Raw genomic sequence first — 19,915 nt, 5'->3', positions numbered from 1 at the left:
TTCAAAAACCCTTTTATCAATAGGTGCAAATTTCTATATCGGAGCTTGGGCTTAAGACGCTTCTTGACAATAGCCGGTAAAAATTGTTATGTTTATTCGTAGGGCGATTAGCTCAGCGGTAGAGCGCTGCCTTCACACGGCAGAAGTCACAGGTTCAAGTCCTGTATCGCCCACCATTATTTATTGTTTAAGCTCCTTCACCCTAATCACTTTAATATCCCATGCGCGAAACACAATGCCACGGTCTGTGTCCTGTTTTTGGTGCCTAATTTACCTGATATGCTGGCGATGTGGCTCTTCACGGTGTTCACGCTTATATGTAAGACAGAAGATATTTCTTCATTCGTTGCACCATCCGCCATACATTGAACGACCTCTATCTCTCTCGGTGTGACATTAGAGAGCCTCAACTTTGTAAAATTAAACAGTCTGCTCAAAATGTGTTTGATAAAAATTAATATATCAGATAATATTATATAGCTTCTCTCGTCATTCTTCAATGAATTACCTGCGACCAGGTAATAATACAGAACATTAGATGCGATATCTTTTTGTCCTGTTATATAACCATTCATTATATTATATTTATTGATTAACTCAGCAAGCCCTTTTAGCGGAGGGTTTTCGTTGTATATATCTCCACAATAGTAACAATCATTTTTTTCGAGCAATTTCTTTATTAACGGTTCGTTACAATAATGTTCTTGCTTTTTGAATGCGGAGGTATACTCTTCGGGAAAACCAAACTTCCCGGGACTTAACACAATGATATTATCAGGGTGTTTTATTTTATAGTCAATTTTGTATCTCAGGAGTGAAAAAAAGATATATTCAAAAGGGACTAAACTTCTTAGTTTACCGACAATGCAATAAAATACGTTGTCCTTGCAGCATTGGCAATCATTGCGCCCACACAAACTGAGCTGGTGAATGATTTCAACCAGCCCCAACAAGTCATCGCTGCTTAGGTGTGATCCAATGTAATCGTCCTTTATTAATCTTTCATAATCTGGTAGCATGTGAATCTCCGTCAGTGTACATCAATCATCGGTACATTCATTATACTGTATAGGATACTAATTATGTCAATCACCTAAAGGGGTGATTGACATAATTATATATATCCAATAATATAGTCAGATAATATAGAGTAACTGCCCTAGTGTCTACGCAACATGATAGATATATAATTAGTTAATAATATCATTAAGTTATATATATTGTTGTTACTTAAAAGTAACACTATATCATATAAGATATGATTATTAATGATAGCATTAATTTAGTTTATGATATTTAATTAAAATTATATGAACAGAGAGAAAACATTCATTTTGTAACTGATATGTAACTGATATGTAAATGCCATCAGGCATAATAGGCTTCGGTTGAAAAATATGAGTTAGGGGGGAACATGAACAAATCGAATGAAATAGCCCTTCTGGTGGTTGATGATGACCAGGATATTAGAAGTCTTTTTGAATTACACATGCCGAACTTAGGATATAGGGTAACAACGGCCTCAAGTGGCGATGAGGCCATAGGTCTGATTGGGCGGGTTAATCCCCAGCTTGTCTTACTTGATCAGGAAATGCCGGGAAGCGACGGCTTGAGCACTTTTTTAAAAATTAAGCGTCGTTGGCCTGACTTGCCGGTGGTGATGTGCTCTGGGCACGGTTCTATTGAACTGGTTCGCGTCTTTATGTTGAAGGGTGGGCAGGATTTTATTGAGAAACCGATTTATGATATGGAGATACTTGATTTTCGTCTAAGGAAAATCTTGTGGGATATTGCCAGTGAAAGAAGATTACGGGAAGACCTCATCGCTGCCTGCTGCAAGAGTGACTCAGACTCGTTTAAATCTATGATGATTGCGTCAATGAGCCATGAACTTCGCACGCCGCTGAATCACTTGATGGGGTTTTCGCAGATGCTATCAACGGGGAGTGAGCAGCCGACGGTTCTTTCTCAAAAGATAATAGAAGCGGCAGAGAGGTTAAACACCGTAGTAGATAAAATTATGGTTGCCGCCACAATTGATGATAAACTTGACCTTTCCACATTCAGCCTATCCGATTTGATTCAGGAACTGTGCGGCGGTTTTGAAAAACGGCTGAAGAGCAAGGGAGTGTACTTCAAAAGAAACGTAACGGCTCTTTCAGTCAATGCGGATTATAAGAAGCTGCGCACGGTTATAGGCAACCTGATTGAAAATGCGATTAAGTTTACTGAATCAGGGGGATATATAACATGTTCTGTAGTGGAGGTGGGTGGTCGCGTGGTGATTTCTATCTCTGATACGGGGATTGGAATTGCGGGGGAAGATTTAGGCGGGATTTTTGAGCGGTTTGGAAAAGTTGACCATAAGACGGGAGAAAGGCAGGGGATGGGAATGGGGCTTTATATAGCCAAACGGCTTGTTGACGTGATGGGTGGCGAGCTTGATGTTATAAGCGAGCTTGGAAAAGGAAGCGTTTTTTCGATAAGTCTGTAACAAGGAGGTAGCTGATGAAAGATATTGGGAAAAGAAGAGTAATTTATTTAATAGCAATCTTTGCGGCTGTGGTCTTAATAGTATTGGCGACTACTGAAATGCTGCTTTATCAAACCGCAGTTAAGCAGCAGACTCTTAGGTTAAGGGCATCGGCTGAGCTTCGTATTCGAATGATTGAGTTAGAAACAGAGCACCAGGGGTCGGGCAAATGTCAAAGGCAGGATTCTAAATCACTACCGACAATCGAAGAAAAGGTTATTGGAGAGATTCAAAAGATTAATGAAAGAAGCTACCACGGCTTTACCATGCCCGTTGAATTTGTATGGGGACGCCGTGAGGGCAATGATATTATATTCCTGCTTCCGTTGCGGCATAGCAAGGTAAAATCTGTGCCTTTTAATTCTGGGTTGGCTGGGCCGATGCGTCTTGCCCTTAAAGGGCAGGCAGGCACTATTATTGGATTAGATTATCGTGGGAAAAAAGTGTTAAGCGTTTTCGCGCCGCTGAATTTCCTTGACCGGCATACTGGGATTGTTGCAAAGATAGACATGCAGGAGATTCGCGCGCCTTTTATTCGGGTGGGAATAGTCGCTTTCTTTGTAGCTATAGCTGTAATTTTAGCCGGAGTGTTTGCGTTTTTGAAGATTACTAATCCAATGCTGCTTAGTATTCAGGAATCTGAGAATAAGTTTAGAGGCTTAGTGGAACAATCCTTCGCGGGAATATATATCGTACAGCACAAGAAGCTTATTTACGTAAATCCGAGGTTTGCCGAGATTTTTGGATATGACAACGCAGAAGATCTTATAGGGATATCGCCTATTGATTTAGTGTATGCCGATGATGGCGCAACGGTTTCAGAAAATATTCGCAAACGGCTGGACCATGAGGTATATTCCATAAATTATTGTGTTCGCGGCGTTAAAAAAGACGATGAAATTGTGCACATTGAGATTCATGGTTCGCGTACGACCATTAAAAATGTGCCAGCGATTGTCGGCTTCATTATAGATGTTACGAAGCGAATCGAAGATGACGAGAAATTGCAGCAGCTTGCAATTGCCCAGGAAGCGTCTCGTGCAAAAAATGAAGTCCTTTCTATGGTCTCGCATGAACTACGAACGCCGTTAAATGGAATTTCAGGGTTAGCGCAAACTTTAATAAACGCTTCCGACAATGGGTGGCTGACTATAGGATATGCTGACGGACAATCTCAATAGAATTTATCGTTCGGCCTATTATATGAATACCTTGATTGAGGGGTTGCTTGAAATTACCAGAATTGAAGCTGGAAAGGTAGATATTCTGTATGAGGCTACAGATGTACGGCAGACATTGGATGTTGTTATGTCAAACCTCGCGGATAAAATTAACGCAAAGGAGTTGGAGTTTCAGATTCTGATTCCACCGGACTTTCCTTCAATCCATGTCGGCCTGAAGCAATTAACGCAAATCTTGTTTAATCTGATAGGCAATGCGGTTAAATATGTCGATGCGAAAGGGAGGGTGATTATACGGATGGTCGTAGAGGAGGCTATGGTTTTAGTGAGTGTTGAGGATTCAGGCCCCGGTATGGATGAGGAAACGCTCAAACATATCTTTGAGATGTATTGGCGCGGCGATAAGTTCAGGAAGACTATTGCCGGGACTGGTTTAGGGCTTGCAGTTTCCAAACTGCTTGTTGAGATGATGGGTGGACGAATCTGGGTAAAAAGTGAGTTAGGGGTTGGGAGTACATTTTATTTCACAGTGCAACAATGGAGGGAAAAATGAACAAAGCTAAAGTGCTGGTCATAGATGACGATGAGAATAACAGGATTATTTGCAAAGCCAACCTCAGCCAACTAGGCGTTACAGTGATTGAGGCCAACGATGGGCAAGAGGGTTTTGACGCGGCAATGACAGAGCTGCCCGATCTAATCTTACTGGATATCATGATGCCCGTGTTAGATGGTTATCAGACTTTAGAGAAACTTAAAGATACGTTAGAAACCAGAGATATACCTGTAATTATGCTGACCGCTAAAACCGACTCTATGGCCACTGAAATCTCTAAAACCCTTTTGGCCGGCGCGGATGACTATATCAGGAAACCGTACCAATTACCCGAACTTATCGCCAGAGTACGAAATCTGGCAAGAAAACATCTCTTAGAAAAGGAACGGGCAGTTGACTTGCGCGAAGCCGCCAGATTTCAAAGGAAGTATTTGACCAATAGTGAGCACACTGGAAGTATTCTTAAAAACGCCAAACTAAATGCGGCATTTTTCAATAAACCGGCTACGGATGTATCAGGAGATTTCTGGTTTTACAAAAGGATGCCCAAGGGAAAGGCAGGACTATTTGTGGCGGATACATGCGGGCATGGCGTCTTAGCCGCCCTTATGTCAATACAAGTTCTATCTATAGTTGATAACTGCCCCGCGCCAAACCGGCATCCAAGTGAGTGTCTAATGAGTGTAAATACTGATATTTACGGACTGTTATCTCCTGAGCATAGTTTTGTGGCGGCGATGTATCTTGTCTTTGATCAGAATAAACTTGTACTTTCAAACGCCGGGCAGCCGGCCCCTTTATTATTGCGGGGGACAGAGGTTACTGAGCTTAAGTTATCAGGGTTGCCGTTAGGCATGTCATCTGAGCTCGACTTTGATGAGATAGAGCATGATTTCATAAAAGGAGATCGTCTTATAATATATTCAGATGGTCTGCCTGAAAGTACGAATGTACAGGGTGAGCCTTTTGGTGCGGAAAGGATAATTACCCATCTTCAGAAAAATAGCTCTTTATCTGTCAGAGATATGAAAAACTCCCTTATCTCGGAGTTACAAAGATTTGCAAACTGTGAATTCGATGATGACATTACGCTGATTATTATTGAGAGAGAACATGATTTAGATGAGTTTCTTAACAGAAACAACATTAACGGCATAAAGGAGGAAAAAAATGCCGACAGTTAGTATATACAGTGACACAGTTTCAGTTGGGACATTTATGAGAAACTATCTGCTGCCTATTATCGCCGAGCTACCAGGAAAGCAGCAGCCCGAGGCTGAAATCGCGGTTATTGAGATGCTTGAAAACGCGCGGGTGCATGGTAATGAGGAATTACCCGAAAAGGAGATAACTATTTCATGGGAATTATCGTCTGAGGCGCTGGTTATATCTGTCAAGGATGAGGGCAAGGGATTCGACAAGATAATCCCTAAACTTCCACCAGTTACTGAAATGCGTGGACGCGGGCTTTTGACATTACAGGACATGGGCTATGATCCCGTATTTAACAAGGCGGGCAATCAGATAACTATAACTATCCCAAGGAGGAGTGATTATGGAAGGTATGGAAGGATGAAATAAGTTCCCTAACCTTTATTTTAAAGGTTTATCAAGCTTATGAGGAGAAAATGAGATGAGGATAATAAATAAGACGTTTGTTATTTTTGAGGGAGAGAAAACGCCGACTGAGTTTTATGAGGCCAACGCAAAACTTCAGGACGCTATTCAAAAACTTAGCGATGCCAACCGTAAGACGACCCTGGTGATTGACTTTAACGGTATCACTATGGCCCCATCATCATTCTGGGGGACAATGGCCTCAGCTCTGCGTTCGCCATTTATCGAATCAATAGAGCTGGTGTCCGTGCAAAGCAGTATCAAACTGAGCATTGAGCGCTTCGGGTTTTGCACGCATGATAAAGTTAAGGTATTTCCAATGTTTCATACTACAGAAGTCGAGGTGATAGATTAAGGATTTAACACACAACGGATTAACGACGAAGGGGAGGTAACCTCCCCTTCACCCCGTAAATTTCGCCACGTTTTATCCTTTAAATTCCGGCTGCCGCCGTTGGCGGCGTGAGTGCTTATTATGTTCTTTTGAACATTTTTCTTAGTTGCTCAAGTGATAAAAGTATCTGCGTCGGCCTGCCGTGCGGGCAGTGCTCCGGGTCGTCAGCCGCTATAAGGTCATCAATTAACTGCGATAACTCCCTGTCCGATAACACCGCCTTCCCCCTCACCGAACTGTGACAGGCTATGCGTTTGGCAATGGTGTCTTTGACAATGTCAACCGGCGGGGTGGTTGTTATATCAACCAGACCCTCGGCAATGTCAGATAGAATCGCAGTCATATCCGCACCCAACAACTCAACCGGCAACGCCCTTATAACAAACACATCCTTCCCAAAGTCCTCAATCTCTATCCCCATCTCATTAAGTAGCCCAAGGTTGCCACAAAGCAGCGCGTACTCCCGCGCTGGCAACGTCACATTATAAGGAAAGAGCAATCTGCCCGCCATGGGCGACCGCGCGCCCCTAAATCTCTCATATAAGACCCTCTCATGTGCGGCATGATGGTCAATAACACAAAGGCCATCCCCATGAGCATAGGCCGCATATACATCCCCAAGATATATAAAATCCCGCGAGTGTATGAGGGGAAGGGGGACAAGGGGGGCAGTATTTTCAGAAAATACCGCGGTCATATCGAATACCACATCCATATTTTGCGGGCGCGGTGCCATTGGCTCCGCAGGCATGGTAGTGTCTGGCACACCCTCCGGCTGTGCAGTCTTAGCTAATACTTTGCCAATTCCTGATATCGTCGCGCGATATATGGCGTCACGATCAGTAAATCTGACCTCCTTTTTTGTCGGGTGGACATTGAAATCAACCGCAGCGGGGTCTATACCAACATATAAGAAAAAAATTGGGTGCATCCCGTCTTTGAGCAGCGTCTTATACGCCTGATACACCGCGTATCTCAAGACATTGTCCTTCACCGGCCTTTGATTAATGAACATGTACTGGTGGCTCCTTGATCGCCTGTAAAACCCCTCCTTAGATGTAAATCCATGTATTGAGAGCATTGAAGGTTCATGTGACTCTTTTTTAAACTCCATGAGGCCGTCTAAAAACGCTGCGCCGTAGATTTGCTGGATTCTCTCGTCCAGAGTTGCCGCATTGGGTAGGTTCATAGTCTCCCGCTCATCAACGTTGACGACAAATTTTACGTTAACATATGACAGCGCGGCATTGGTAATTGTTTCTATTATGTAGGACAGCTCGCTCTGCGTACTTTTTAGGAATTTCTTTCTGGCCGGGGTGTTGTAAAACAGCTCCCTTGCCTCAATCGTTGTCCCAATAGCGGCACATTCGCGCACACTCTTGACCGCGCCGCCGTGGATTTCTATCGTTGTGCCGGGGGTAGTTCCAGCGTGGGCGGTGGTTATCGTCATCCTCGATACAGAGGCGATAGACGACAACGCCTCCCCCCGAAAGCCGAGAGTTGCGAGGTGCGATAGGTCGCTTTCTTGTCTGATTTTGCTTGTGGCGTGTCTTTTTATGGAGTTAAGGGCGTCCTCGGGTACCATGCCTGTACCGTCGTCCGCTATGCGTATCAGGTGCTTGCCGCCGTTTAGGATGTCTATTTTGATTGAGGTGCTTCCCGCGTCAAGGGAGTTTTCCACAAGCTCCTTCACAACAGAGGCCGGTCGTTCAATCACCTCACCGGCGGCTATCTTATCAATGAGTGTGGTGTCAAGAAGATTGATAATCGGCATTGCCGACATTACAGCCCCAGCGCCGCCGCAACCGATGGAAATTTCGAGAGGTCAGTGTGCGGGATAAACATGGCCGACATGTATTCGTCCATATAGCCGCCAACTACCGAAAGCTCTATGTAGGTCATCTTCGACGCGATTGACTCAAGGTCTTTTCTTAGCGTGTCAGACATCAGGGTAAGGTATGCCCCAATGATGGATGTGTTTCCAAGGAATATGTATTTGTCGGGCGGCAGGTCAGGAATCATCCCAAGCATCACGGCCTTTTCTACGTTCAGGGAGTTGCCAAATCCACCGGCAACGTAAACCTTCTCCAGCACATCCAAAGTAAGCCCCGCCTCGCGAAGCAACAGTGAAACACCCGCAAATATCGCCGCCTTTGCCCTGATGAGGTTTTCCATATCCACCATTGTCAGCACAATGTCCCGTGTTAGCACAATGTCCCGTTGCGGGGCATTCGCCCCTTGCGGGGTGCTGTCCCTGTATATTAAAAACTCAAGCCCGTCCTCACCTTCTCTGACGAGGGGCGACTTTGCGGGGTTAAACACACCCTTTTGATTTATTATACCGGTTTTGTATAGCTCCACGATGGCGTCAATCATACCGGAGCCGCAAATCCCCGTGGGAGTTCCCCCGCCGATTACGCTGACAGACGGCGTCAGAGTTGCCGGGTCAATTTTTATTGATTCTATTGCCCCCTGAGTTGCCCTCATCCCAAACTTTATCCCGCCGCCTTCAAAGCACGGCCCCGCCGAACACGCCGCTGTCATAATCCATTCGTCATTTCCAATGGCTACCTCAGCATTTGTCCCAATGTCCATAAAGAGCGATATGCCGGGGCTGCGGTGCATCTTTGAGGCAAGGATTCCCGTTACAATGTCGCCGCCCACATAACTAGCTACCGAGGGGGCAGTATAGACAGCGGCAAGGGGATTGATGTTGAGGCTTGCCTTCTCCCCCCTCCATATTGGATAGTAATTAACCGTTGGTATGTAGGGGTCTTCTCTTATTGATGCGGGGTTGAGGCCCCAGAATATGTGAGACATGGTGGTGTTTCCCGATATAACTGCTGCTTCAACGTGGCGGCTTTCAATATTGTGTTTGCCGCATTGGAAATCTATGATTGTGTTTATATCGCCGACTACGGTATTGCGGAGGTCTGCGAGGCCGCCGCCTTCGGTGGCGTGGACTATCCTCGTGATGACATCGTCGCCGTATTTGGTCTGGGAGTTGTAGGTTGAGCCAATGTCTATGACGGCACCGTTGGCAATATCAACCATATAGACAACCACTGTGGTGGTGCCAATATCAATTGCAAGGCCGAAGCGGCCGTTAGGATGTGCCGGGGGATAGGCAGAGATAGCGTCGCAGACGGTATCGTTCTGCTTTGAATATGATACTATAGTGTTAAACCCACCTTCTCTAAGCGTCTCCATGAGGGTGGATACAAATTTGTGGGCAAACCTCATATTGGTTATTCCCATCTCCTCAAGTGAGCGGCAGAGGCGTTGGAGGTCTCCGATGTTGTCCTGAATGCTTGGGGGGGGAAGGGCCAGAGAGACGCGCTTTGCAAGCGGGTCAATGCTGACGCCGTATGACTGCAGATACGCGACGGTATCCTTAAATATACTTACGGCTATCTTGCCGCCGAGTACGAGTTTGGAGTGCTCAGGGATTTCGATATGTAAATCGGAGGTTGTGCTGGTCTGGCAGGCCAGCGCAAGCCCCTCACGGCGCTCCTGCTGACTGAGCTTCCCATAGGATTTTACTGATACCCCGCCGCTTGTAACTTTCACCTGACACTTTCCGCACGTGCCCTTGCCACCGCACGGTGAGACAAGAAACACCCCGTTAGCCTTGAGGGTCTCGTATATTGTTGTGTTGCCGTTTATCTCAAATGACTTGCCGCCGGTAATTGATAATTTCATAGTTTACCCCCCATAGCCTTTAGCCGGAGTTCTGAAGCCGCCAACGGGCGGCAGCCCAAATTCAATAGATAAAACGTGGGCGAGATTACGGGGTGAAGGGGGATTATCCCCCTTCGTCGTTAATCTTTTGGCTGTTAGCATGTAACTTCTTTGTCCGCGGCGTTGTGAACGACAATAACGACGCCGATGGCCTTGTGCTGGTCGTCTGAAATCGCAACGGCGCTGAAGCCGACGTTGCGTTTCTCGCCGGTCTTTGTGGTTAATACGCAGTCCGTGCCGATTGCCATTGCCTCGTCTATTGCCTTTCGCAGGGGATTACACGGGGCGACGTCAAAGACCTTGCTGAGGTTTTCGCCGATGGCCTCGGCGGCATCCCAGCCGGTTATAGCGGCGGCGCCGTTATTCATAAACATCACTGTGCCGTCTATGTCTGTGGTTATTACGGCGGCTGACATGAGTTTTAAAATGGCAATCAGCCACTGCTCGCTTTCTCTTAGTTTCCTATGCGTTTTGTGTCTGTACAAGGCAAATTCGATATTGATATACAGTTCCCGCTCCTCAAATGGTTTTAGTATATATCCATAGGGTTTGGTGTGCTTTGCCCTGGCCAGCGTATCGTCGTCTGAAAAGGCCGTTAAATAAACGACTGGAATGTCAAAGCGACTGTGTATTATTGAGGCTGTGCTGACGCCGTCAAGTTCCCCCTTGAGGACGATGTCCATTAAGATAAGGTCGGGGGGGGTCTCCTCTACCTTTTTTATTGCGTCCTCACCTGTTGAGGCTATGCCGGTAACGGTAAACCCGAGTTCGAGCAGCTTGTCCTTAATGCTCATAGCGACAATGCTCTCATCCTCTACGACAAGAATCCGGGCTGTTGAACCGTTAATCTTATCTGCCATCTTTAGTACCTCTTGTAGTGTATTTTAATTCTCTGAAAACAATCCAAAAGCTGGTTCCATTGTTAGTGTCAAACTCAAGCGTACCTTCTAATTGCTCAATAACGAGGGCATTTACGAGCCGCAGCCCAAGGGTCTTGGAGTTTTTTAAATCAATCCCGTCAGGTAGGCCCACACCCGTGTCGCTGACGGTGAGTTTAAACCGGCCATCGTCCAACTTGTGGAGGTGGACGTTAAGCTGGCCGCCCTGCTGTCCCTTAAATGCGTGCTTAAGGGAATTTGAGACAAGTTCGTTGACGATTAACCCGCATGGCACGGCGGTATCTAACCCGATTGTTGCCTTGTCTATATCTGTGGTCATCAATATGCAGGATGTATCAATGCAATATGAGCGATACAGGTGGTCAAGCAGATTAGTAAGATACTTAGCGAAGTCAATCTCTGCCATATTGTCCGACTGGTAGAGCTTCTCGTGTAAGAGCGCCATAGTTTTAAGACGGTTTTGGCTGTCTTTAAACATGTCCAGCGTTTCGGGGTCTTTGATATACTTTGTCTGTAAGTCCAGCAGGCTGGATACTATTTGAAGATTATTTTTTACCCTGTGGTGAATTTCACGAAGGAGAACCTCTTTATCTCTTAGTGAACGTGTGGCAAGTACTTCGGCGTTAGTGCGCTCGACAATCTCCTTTTGCAGCATATCGTTGGTGGCTTGCAGTTCAATGGTGCGCTTTTCGACGAGTTCCTCAAGATGGTCGCGATAGCTGCGCAGCTCCTTCTCGACCTTTTTTAAGGCAATCGAATGCGAAACAATGCCAAGAAGTTCATATATATTAAACGGCTTGCGTAAGAAGGCGCTGATGCCAAGCTCAAAACACCTCTCCATTTCCTCGTCGCTGCCGTGGCCGGTGAGGACAATCACCGAACATGAGTCAGACGGCGACAAGTTTATCTTTCTTAGAAACTCCACGCCATCCATGACAGGCATTCTAAGGTCAAGTATTATCAGAATTGGATTTACCTCATGGTATAATGCAAGACCTTCTTTACCGTCTTTGCCGGAATATATTTCGTAATTACGCCTGCTTAGATTTTTTGTAATGGCGTCAACGACAATTTGCTCGTCGTCCAGAATTAGAATCTTATCGTTTCCCAACAGCGCCTCCCACCGGTATGGTAATCGTAAACACGGTTCCCTTGCCAACGTTCGAATCACAGTGTACCGTGCCGTTGTGTCCACTTATTATCCCGTAAACGATAGAAAGGCCCAGCCCTGTGCCCTTTCCTACCTCCTTGGTGGTATAAAATGGCTCAAATATCTTGTCTATAATTTCCTTATTAATACCGGAGCCGTTGTCATAAAATTTTAGAATAATAGACTTCTTTTTTACTGAATAACGAGCGGTGATACGAATAGCCGCGTCATCCTTACCGAGGGGAAAGGCGTCAATGGCATTTTGCAGCAGATTAATAAACACCTGCTCAAGCTGGTTAGCGTTTCCCGAAAAATTCGGTATATCCCTGTCAATATCCTTTACGAGTGTAATATTGCTAAGCCTTATTCTCTCACTCATGAGAAGCATCGTGTTATTGATTACAGTTTCTATGTTTATCAACTCCATCTCAATATCGTCCCTTCGGCCAAAGGTGCGCAGATGTTGAATAATATTGACGATTCGCCCGACTTGTTTATACGCGATAGCGGCGTCGTTGATAGCTACGTCTATGTTTAACTGTCCCTTTTTAATATCGAACAACAGGCCCTGAATGAAACTACTTATATATGTAAGCGGTTGATTTATCTCGTGCGCTATGCCGGTTGATATCTCTCCTAGAGTTGCCATTTTAGAAGATGTAAGCATCTTAACCTGAATACGTTTAGTCTCCTCTTCAAATTTTTTCATTTCCCTCATGTCGTGGGCTGCCAAAATGGTCTCGTTACCTTTGCTGCCAAGCCTGGAAAGATTGGCAAGGACGAGTATCGAAACCGACTGCTTGGTCTTCATGTTCATAAGAACATCCTTTGCGAAGCCGTTTCGCTGCGCCTCGCGTATGTATTCAATAATATTGTCTTCAAATATTTCAAATACACTTTTACCGACAAGTTCACCCTCAGAATATCCGAGGAGCTGAGAGGCCGTTTGATTAATGGTTTTTATTATATGGTCAGGGCCGGCCACTAACAGGGCGTCAGTGAGGGAAGACAACACGGTCTCAAGATATGTATTGGCGTGAAGCAGCTCGCCAGTCCTTTCTTTAACCCTGAGTTCAAGCACGTCGTTAATCCTCTCAAGGGCCTCTTTGGCCTTTTTAACCTCTGTAAAATCGTGGAAAATTCCCCTCGCAACAGACGGCCCATCGTCTTCGCAACTGCAGTTGACGCTTCCTATAACGGCTATGGAGCTGCCATCCTTCTTCACAAACGTCATTTGGTTATTGCTGATTGAACCCCCGCCTAAGACAGAGTTAAACAGCCCAAGACATCTGTCTCTGTCATCGGGATGTATTATTCCGGCCAACGTCATCGTCTCGACCTCTTCTTTCGTATAGCCAAGTGTATCCTGCCATGAGCGGTTTACATACAGGAACTTCCCATCGGTATTGACAATCTGGATCATATCGTGCGCGTTATCGAAGAAGTCCTGTAGTTTTTCCTTGTTTTTTCTGACCTCCTCTTCGGCGAGTTTTCGTTCGGTTATGTCGGTAACAAGCCCGTCATAGGCAACTAAACGCCCATCACTTTCATATCTTGGGACAGGGGTGCTTCTCACCCACTTTATTTGGCCATCTTTGTGTATTATACGATGCTCAAGGGCTTGAAAAATCCCGCCATGCAAGACCTTGTTTCCCATCCTGACAACGGCTTCTCTGTCATCGGGATGAACCATATTCAACCACAGGAAAGAATCCTCGGCAAGCTCTTCCTGCGTATAACCTGTAACAGCGAGGCAGCTTGGCCCATGAGTAGTTGAGACAGGCACGCCGTCTCTGACGTCAACGGTGTAGATATAGTCGGTAATGGCGTCAAGCAGCCGCCGGTATCTGGTTTCGCTTTGTCTGAGGGCATCGTCGGCGAGTTTTCGCTCGGTAATGTCCGAGATAAGGCCGTCATAAGCGATGAGCCGCCCATCTTTGTCATGTCTGGGGACGATTGTATTTCTGATCCACCGGATAGAGCCATCCTTATGCCAAATGCGGTGCTCAATTGCTGGCACGGTCTCGCCGCTTAGGACACGTCCGGCGGTGGATCTGACAAAATCACGGTCATCCTCATGAATCATCCGGTACCAAAGATACTTGTCCCTCTCAAACTCCTCTGACGAATAACCGGTAACCCCAATGCAGCCGGGGGCGTGGCTGGTGGCCACCGCCATCCCGTCTTGCACCTCTACCGTGTGCATATAGTCGGTAATAGCCCCGACCAGCCGCTTGTACCTGTTTTCGCTCTGACGCAGGGCCTCCTCAACTTGTTTCCTTTCCATTATCTCTTCCTGAAGTTTTTTATTGGTGTTATCGAGTTCAAGAGTGCGTTCATAGACACGTTCCTGCAAGACGATATTAGTCTCAAAGAGTGAGGTAATGTTGCTCTCGACCCTGTCTTTGAGGGACTTTCTAAGATTGTCAACAAAAGACAGCTTGCTCTTTATAGACTTAATCTTATCGTCCAGCTCATCGCTAAACACGGCGGCCTCCTTGCGGTGTTATGGTCTTTTCGCGGAGATACAAATGTTTCACGTGAAACATTTTATATCTTACATACCCCCTGAAGGTCAAACGTGAAGGTGTTCCATTGGTTGCATTGCGGACACCTCCCGCTCCACTCATCAGACTGCGCCCTGCAGTTGGTGCATATGTATGGAACCCATAATGCCTTTTTCAGATCCAGGATCTTCAGAAACTCTTCTGCCGCCTTCTCGCACTCTCCTCTTTTAAGATATATGCCGCCCCTTAGCATGTGTAGCTCAGGATAAAATACCCCGGAGTCAAAGCCTTTTAATGTATCCATAGCCTCATCCAGCATTTCAAGCCTGTAATAGAGCTTTCCATGAAACAGCCTCAGCGTATCGCTTGCCGTGTCCTCAGATTGCGCCGACCTGTATATCTTCAGCAACCTCGACGGCTCGCCCGTTGTTATCAGCAGGTCCTCCAGCCTTGCAAGTATGATGGCCGACTTTGTCAGCTCCCTCGCCTTCTCAAGATATGCCGCGGCGTCCTCTGCTGACTCTTCTTTTAACATCACCTCGGCTATTGCCAGGTGTGCCGGAATAAAGTCATCCCGTTCCTCTAATATTTCCTTAAATTCCTTTTTTGCCACATCCAGGATATTATTCTCCAGACACTGCCTGCCGTACTCGTACTTATATCCGAGTAGTTTCCATTTCTCTTCCTCATGTTCTTTGGTATTTGGCCCGATGGTGTTAATTATCAGTCTTTGTGTCATTAATACATCGTCCCATGCGGCCTGGTTTTCATACATCTCACGTTTTATGTAGAGTGCTGTCAGGTTGTCCTGCTCGATGCCTAATATCTTCTCGCAGATTTCCCCTGCCTCGCCGTATTTTTTTGTCCTCATTTTTACGTCGGCTATCTTACACAGTGCCTCTATGTTTTGGTCATCCAGCTTTATTGCCTTTTGGTAGTATTGCAGCGATGTAATGTAATCCTTGTCCTCAAAATATATATCGCCTAATTTTATCAATGATGGGATATGCTCACTATTGTCTCTCAAGGCAAGCTGAAAGTCTTCTATGGCGGCATCTGTTCGCTTGCTGATCAAATTGTGTATCGCATTTGAATAATGTTGTCCGGCTATCTCTTCCTTCTTACGCTTTTTCAGTTCCTTCTTTGTCTTTATATAGTTTCTCGTATCTCTTACCACAAACACTAAAAACATAAAGGCCGACCCTGCCGTGATTGAGATCATTATCAGGGCTATCTGCGGCAACTCATAGTAAAAATCATTTGTTATCATAACCTTCACGGTATTCATGTTGTATAGGGCAAGGTAAAATATCGTGAAGAGGAATACTATCGTTATAAATGACATAAATTTAAACATCCTCGCTTCCTTTCTCCATGTGGAAAGTTCGTCTTTCAGTCGGCCTTTCTATCTGTTTGTCGTCTGATTCCACGCGTCTTGGCGCGTCGAGCCAGAGTTTCTCCAATTCATAGAACTTCCTGTACTCATCATCAAATATATTTACCAGCACATCCCCATAGTCAATAAGCACCCATTTGGCGTTACTCAGGCCCTGAATGCTCATAGGGCGTCTGCCAAATTCCCGTAGGCGCATCTCCACGTTTTGTGCAAGCGCCCTGATTTGAGGTGGACTTTCCCCAGTGCAAATTACCATATAGTCGGTTGCCGCCATAACCTCAATCATCTCCAACGTTATTATATCCCTCGCCATCTTTGCCTTCAGTGCTGATAGTATTATCTCAACTTTTTTAGGTATATTTTGCAATGGTTTCCTTTTTGCGATAATTTATTTATATAGCTCATTGTTCATTATATATGATTCGACGCTTTCGGGCAAGAGATATTTTATTGTCCTGCCCTCCCTGATTGACTGCCTTATCTGTGTGGACGAAATGTTATGCGGCGTTATGGAGGCAACGCTCAGGTATTTCCCATTTCGCAGCCCCATCTGTGCCACTTTGCCGTCTATACGGCAATTATGCCCATCTATGTAGGGGGATTCTTTTATCCTTTCCATCTCTAAAGGTGGCCTTGCCATAACAATCAGTGCGGCGTTTGCCAGAATCTCCTCTGCCTTAAACCACTTAGGCATCTCTAAAAACGCATCCAGCCCCATTATAAAATACAGGGCACTACCGGCATATTGCCGTGTCATCTGTCCTATCGTATTCACTGTATATGATACCCCATCAGACTTACATTCGATATCTGACAAGGCGAAGCCGGAGTTTCTACTTACAGCAAGCCTTGCCATCTCATACCTGTGGCGCGAAGGCGCCAGCGCGTCTCTTTTGAGTGGTGGATTGTTTGATGGGATAAATACCACTTTAGAAAGGGGAAACACATCCCGCAGCTCCTCGGCCGCCCTTAAATGGCCATAGTGTATGGGATTGAACGTCCCGCCGAATAATCCGATGCTTGTTTCTACTGGCATTACCTCCGTTTAAACCACTACGACCGAGTTATCACCATCATATCTGTCGGCCTTCCAGTCGTTTTCCCATCTTGTGCCGTCTATCAGATATTTAAACTGGTAGTCTTTTTCCGCCTCAAGGTCAAGGGTAATCGTAAAATTCCCGTTTCTTGATCGTCTCATCATATGTGAGACGCTGTCCCATGAGTTAAAGTCGCCCGCTATTGCCACAGTAGCCGCCTCAGGGGCGGCCTCTTTTTGCAGCGTAAACGTTACCCTGCATATGTTTGTATCCTCAATATAAACTTTCTTAAACCCTGATACCGCTACATCTTTTTTTATCACGGCCTGTTTTTCCTTCACCTTATTTCCCGGAGCTTGCGGTTTTGCCGCCACCGGCTTTGTTTCCTCATTATTTTGTACCTTTACAGATGGTATGGCCTCGCTTTTAATTTCTTTAAGGCTGAGCTTCTTAGTGTTTTTGTCTGCCGCCGCTGTCTGCCTTTTTTTTCTGTACACGGTCATTAACTTTTTCTTTTTTATCCTCCTCATATTTCCTCCTCGTTTATTAAAATGGCCTGCCCTTTACACATATTATACACTTGCATGGTTAAAAAATATATGCCTTTGCGTTGCCACTGGGGCGATGGCCTGTTGATTTTAAATCGTATTAATATGTAACATATAACGTGTGAGGGTTGGGTTTTGCTTTTATGAAAAAGATTCTATCGGATAACATACTTCAGAGCATTCGTTCCGGCCTTGTGGTGCTTGACCATAATGGCGTCGTCGTTTACGCCAATAACCCGGCCATAAAAATCCTTGGGCTTGATGATGAGCTGCTCATCGGCAAGAGTTGGGGGGAGTTGTTTCCTCACATAGGGGAAGGCTCCGATTTCAAAAAGGTTATTGTTGATGTTATTGCTGAGGAGAGATTAAATGCCCATCATGAGGTCAGCTATTTTTCCCCTGAGCGCCAACGTCGCCAGCTCTCTGTCACTACCTCTTTTCTGCGTGAACAGAAGGCCGTTACCGGAATTATCGTCCAGTTCGATGACATAACGGAAATTTCAGATTTAAGGCACCGTGAAAGGCTAATTAACGAAGAGAGGCAGCGCCTTTCCCTTGAGATGGTCAACAGCATGAACAAGCTCTCCCTCTCCGTTGCCCATGTTATCCTCAATCCCGTTGCCAGCATTGGCGGCTTCGTTAATCTGATGATGAGACGAATTGACAAGGAAAATCCAATCAGACAATACCTTGAGACCATAGCCGAGTGCGCCGGGAGGCTTGAGAATGTCTCCAAGTCCTTTAAAGAGTACACAGACATACAGGCCGTGAACTACGAAACCATCCACCTCTCAACCCTAATTGAAGGCATTCGGCCTAAGATTGAATCAACCGCCGATAGACTGCAAAAGAAGATTCGATGTAATATAGATGTTGAAGACCACATTACGGCTCTCATTGACCCCGCCCTTTTTACTATGGCGTTGGATGAAATCCTTATGAATTCCATAGAAAGTATTGAAGACGGCCCCGGTGAGGTTGACATTATCGTCTATAAAGCCGCCTGCGGCGTTATTGTTGAAATCAAAGACACCGGTTTTGGAATTGACAACAGACACATCCCATATGCGTTTGATCCATTTTTCACCACAAAGACCAGCAACAACGGTATGGGCCTGTTTAAGGTCAAAAAAATCATCACCGAGCACCTCGGCTCAATAACAATCGGACGCAGGGAGGTAGTTGGAACAAAGGTAATAATCCACCTGCCGTCAGACACCCTCACCCTTTAGTTATTCTCATCAGTATACACACGGCCATTGACCCGTCCCAGCGATATTAATATCTCATACGAGATAGTCCCGGCCCATGCCGCCAGTTCAGACGCCGTGATTTCATTTCCACCCTGACGCCCGACGAGGACGACCTCAGCGTTTTCCTCTGCGCCGCGGCAGTCGGTCAAATCCACCATTGCCACGTCCATACAAATCCGCCCGATAATTGGCGCGAACTGGCCGTTTATCAGTACATGTGCCTTGTTTGAAAGCGAGCGCGGGTAGCCGTCGGCATATCCAACTCCGACAACACCTATGACGCTCTGCCGCGTGGTTACAAATGTCCTGCCATAGCTGATAGACCTTCCCTGTGGTACCCTTCTGATATGTAAAAGCCGCGCCTTGACCGCCATCACGGGCATGAAGGCCGCTGTCTCAGGTGGTGGCAACTCAAATTCGAATGCGCTGCTGCCGTATAGTATCAGCCCCGGCCTGACGGCGTCGAGGTGGCTGCCAGGGAATGACATCACCGCGGCGCTGTTGGCCATGTGCCATATCGCGTCAGTAAAAACCCCGGACAACTCCGCCCGCACGTGCAAGGCCCTCTGTAACTGCAGCTCGGCGAAACTCCTGTCCTTCAAATCAGCCTCAGAAAAATGGCTCATAAAACCTATTACCCGCACCCCTTTCAGTCTGCTTATGGCCTTAATCCCCTCAATGTCCCTGTCGTAGAGAAATCCCACCCTGCCCATGCCGGTGTCTATATCAATGTGAATATCAATTTGCCGGTCTTGCTTTAACGCCTCACCAGAAAGGCATTCGGCCATGCCCGCGCCATACACGATAGGGGTTAAGTCATACTTAACAATATCTGCGGCATTGAGATTATCAAAATAAACGAGGATGGGGGTTTTAGTAACTCCGCCGCAACGCAACTCAATGGCCTCAGGGGCATACGCAACTCCAAGGCAATACACACCGAGCCTCTGAAGCGCCGAGGCAACCTCCACGGCACCGTGGCCGTAGGCGTCGGCCTTCACGGTGGCAATGACCCGTCTGTTGCCGGTGAGTGCCCTGACTAATCCATAGTTGTGCTTAATAGCGGCAAGGCTTATCTCAACGGCAGGACCTCTTTTCATAGC

At 46.1% G+C, this 19,915-nt stretch carries 18 protein-coding genes and 1 tRNA gene; 8 read left to right on the top strand and 11 right to left on the bottom strand.

All coding sequences use genetic code 11. The annotated features are described in order from the left end of the window. Nucleotides 1-101 precede the first annotated feature (101 nt). Nucleotides 102-176, top strand: a tRNA-Val gene (locus AB7D94_RS04190). Nucleotides 177-206: 30 nt separating this feature from the next. Here AB7D94_RS04190 and AB7D94_RS04185 read toward each other — a convergent pair. Beyond that, the gene (locus tag AB7D94_RS04185; protein WP_420264472.1) at nt 207-1,019 is read right to left on the bottom strand and encodes a helix-turn-helix transcriptional regulator; all 813 of its coding nucleotides are present in this window, start codon (nt 1,017-1,019) and stop codon (nt 207-209) included. A 395-nt stretch (nt 1,020-1,414) separates the two neighbouring features. Here AB7D94_RS04185 and AB7D94_RS04180 point away from each other — a divergent pair, with 395 nt between their 5' ends. The 6 genes from AB7D94_RS04180 to AB7D94_RS04155 are packed head-to-tail and all read left to right on the top strand — an operon-like array spanning nt 1,415 to nt 6,242. Continuing rightward, entirely contained in the window at nt 1,415-2,494 is a 1,080-nt protein-coding gene (locus AB7D94_RS04180; RefSeq protein ID WP_420264471.1) for an ATP-binding response regulator, read from the top strand. A 14-nt stretch (nt 2,495-2,508) separates the two neighbouring features. Beyond that, nucleotides 2,509-3,714, top strand: a complete 1,206-nt coding sequence (locus AB7D94_RS04175; RefSeq protein WP_420264470.1) for a PAS domain S-box protein — start codon at nt 2,509-2,511, stop codon at nt 3,712-3,714. A 22-nt stretch (nt 3,715-3,736) separates the two neighbouring features. Then, nucleotides 3,737-4,267: a sensor histidine kinase gene (locus AB7D94_RS04170; RefSeq protein ID WP_420264469.1), complete on the top strand. Its 531-nt coding sequence runs from the start codon at nt 3,737-3,739 to the stop codon at nt 4,265-4,267. Further along, a complete protein-coding gene (locus tag AB7D94_RS04165; RefSeq protein ID WP_420264468.1) occupies nt 4,264-5,454 on the top strand; it encodes a PP2C family protein-serine/threonine phosphatase in 1,191 nt (396 codons plus the stop codon). The genes AB7D94_RS04170 and AB7D94_RS04165 overlap by 4 nt, the downstream gene beginning before the upstream one ends. Beyond that, nucleotides 5,441-5,851 (top strand): ATP-binding protein, encoded by a 411-nt coding sequence (locus AB7D94_RS04160; protein ID WP_420264467.1) that lies wholly within the window; start codon nt 5,441-5,443, stop codon nt 5,849-5,851. The genes AB7D94_RS04165 and AB7D94_RS04160 overlap by 14 nt, the downstream gene beginning before the upstream one ends. Nucleotides 5,852-5,903: 52 nt before the next feature. After that, nucleotides 5,904-6,242: a hypothetical protein gene (locus tag AB7D94_RS04155; RefSeq protein WP_420264466.1), complete on the top strand. Its 339-nt coding sequence runs from the start codon at nt 5,904-5,906 to the stop codon at nt 6,240-6,242. 118 nt (nt 6,243-6,360) lie between these two features. Here AB7D94_RS04155 and mutL read toward each other — a convergent pair whose 3' ends face one another. The 9 genes from mutL to AB7D94_RS04110 form a co-directional block, all read right to left on the bottom strand. Then, entirely contained in the window at nt 6,361-8,064 is a 1,704-nt protein-coding gene (mutL, locus tag AB7D94_RS04150) for a DNA mismatch repair endonuclease MutL (protein WP_420264465.1), read from the bottom strand. Next, nucleotides 8,064-9,983: an ASKHA domain-containing protein gene (locus AB7D94_RS04145; RefSeq protein ID WP_420264464.1), complete on the bottom strand. Its 1,920-nt coding sequence runs from the start codon at nt 9,981-9,983 to the stop codon at nt 8,064-8,066. Before AB7D94_RS04145 ends, mutL begins: the two co-directional genes overlap by 1 nt. 134 nt (nt 9,984-10,117) lie before the next feature. Continuing rightward, on the bottom strand, nt 10,118-10,882 hold the full coding sequence (locus tag AB7D94_RS04140; RefSeq protein WP_420264463.1) for an ATP-binding response regulator: 765 nt from the start codon (nt 10,880-10,882) through the stop codon (nt 10,118-10,120). Further along, nucleotides 10,872-12,032 carry a histidine kinase dimerization/phosphoacceptor domain -containing protein gene (locus tag AB7D94_RS04135; RefSeq protein WP_420264462.1) on the bottom strand — a complete coding sequence of 387 codons (1,161 nt, stop codon included), beginning with the start codon at nt 12,030-12,032 and terminating at the stop codon, nt 10,872-10,874. Before AB7D94_RS04135 ends, AB7D94_RS04140 begins: the two co-directional genes overlap by 11 nt. Next, nucleotides 12,019-14,559 (bottom strand): PAS domain S-box protein, encoded by a 2,541-nt coding sequence (locus AB7D94_RS04130; RefSeq protein ID WP_420264461.1) that lies wholly within the window; start codon nt 14,557-14,559, stop codon nt 12,019-12,021. The genes AB7D94_RS04135 and AB7D94_RS04130 overlap by 14 nt, the downstream gene beginning before the upstream one ends. A 62-nt stretch (nt 14,560-14,621) precedes the next feature. Beyond that, nucleotides 14,622-15,923, bottom strand: coding sequence for a hypothetical protein (locus tag AB7D94_RS04125; protein WP_420264460.1), 1,302 nt, complete (start codon nt 15,921-15,923; stop codon nt 14,622-14,624). A gap of 4 nt (nt 15,924-15,927) precedes the next feature. Continuing rightward, nucleotides 15,928-16,341, bottom strand: a complete 414-nt coding sequence (gene rsfS, locus AB7D94_RS04120; protein WP_420264459.1) for a ribosome silencing factor — start codon at nt 16,339-16,341, stop codon at nt 15,928-15,930. Between the two features lie 21 nt (nt 16,342-16,362). Further along, nucleotides 16,363-17,010, bottom strand: coding sequence for a nicotinate-nucleotide adenylyltransferase (gene nadD, locus AB7D94_RS04115; protein WP_420264458.1), 648 nt, complete (start codon nt 17,008-17,010; stop codon nt 16,363-16,365). Between the two features lie 9 nt (nt 17,011-17,019). Further along, the gene (locus AB7D94_RS04110; protein WP_420264457.1) at nt 17,020-17,541 is read right to left on the bottom strand and encodes an isoamylase early set domain-containing protein; all 522 of its coding nucleotides are present in this window, start codon (nt 17,539-17,541) and stop codon (nt 17,020-17,022) included. Nucleotides 17,542-17,702: 161 nt separating this feature from the next. On the opposite strand from AB7D94_RS04110, the gene AB7D94_RS04105 reads away from it, so the two are divergent. Further along, nucleotides 17,703-18,791, top strand: a complete 1,089-nt coding sequence (locus AB7D94_RS04105) for a two-component system sensor histidine kinase NtrB (protein ID WP_420264456.1) — start codon at nt 17,703-17,705, stop codon at nt 18,789-18,791. On the opposite strand, the gene alr is transcribed toward AB7D94_RS04105, so the two are convergent. Beyond that, nucleotides 18,788-19,912: an alanine racemase gene (alr, locus tag AB7D94_RS04100; RefSeq protein WP_420264455.1), complete on the bottom strand. Its 1,125-nt coding sequence runs from the start codon at nt 19,910-19,912 to the stop codon at nt 18,788-18,790. The genes AB7D94_RS04105 and alr overlap by 4 nt on opposite strands. Nucleotides 19,913-19,915: the final 3 nt, after the last annotated feature.

Source organism: Candidatus Magnetominusculus dajiuhuensis (assembly GCF_046044395.1).
Classification (GTDB): Bacteria; Nitrospirota; Thermodesulfovibrionia; order Thermodesulfovibrionales; family Magnetobacteriaceae; genus Magnetominusculus; species Magnetominusculus dajiuhuensis.
Note: the sequence above shows the minus strand (reverse complement) of the source record. Positions and strands in the feature narration are given on the sequence as shown.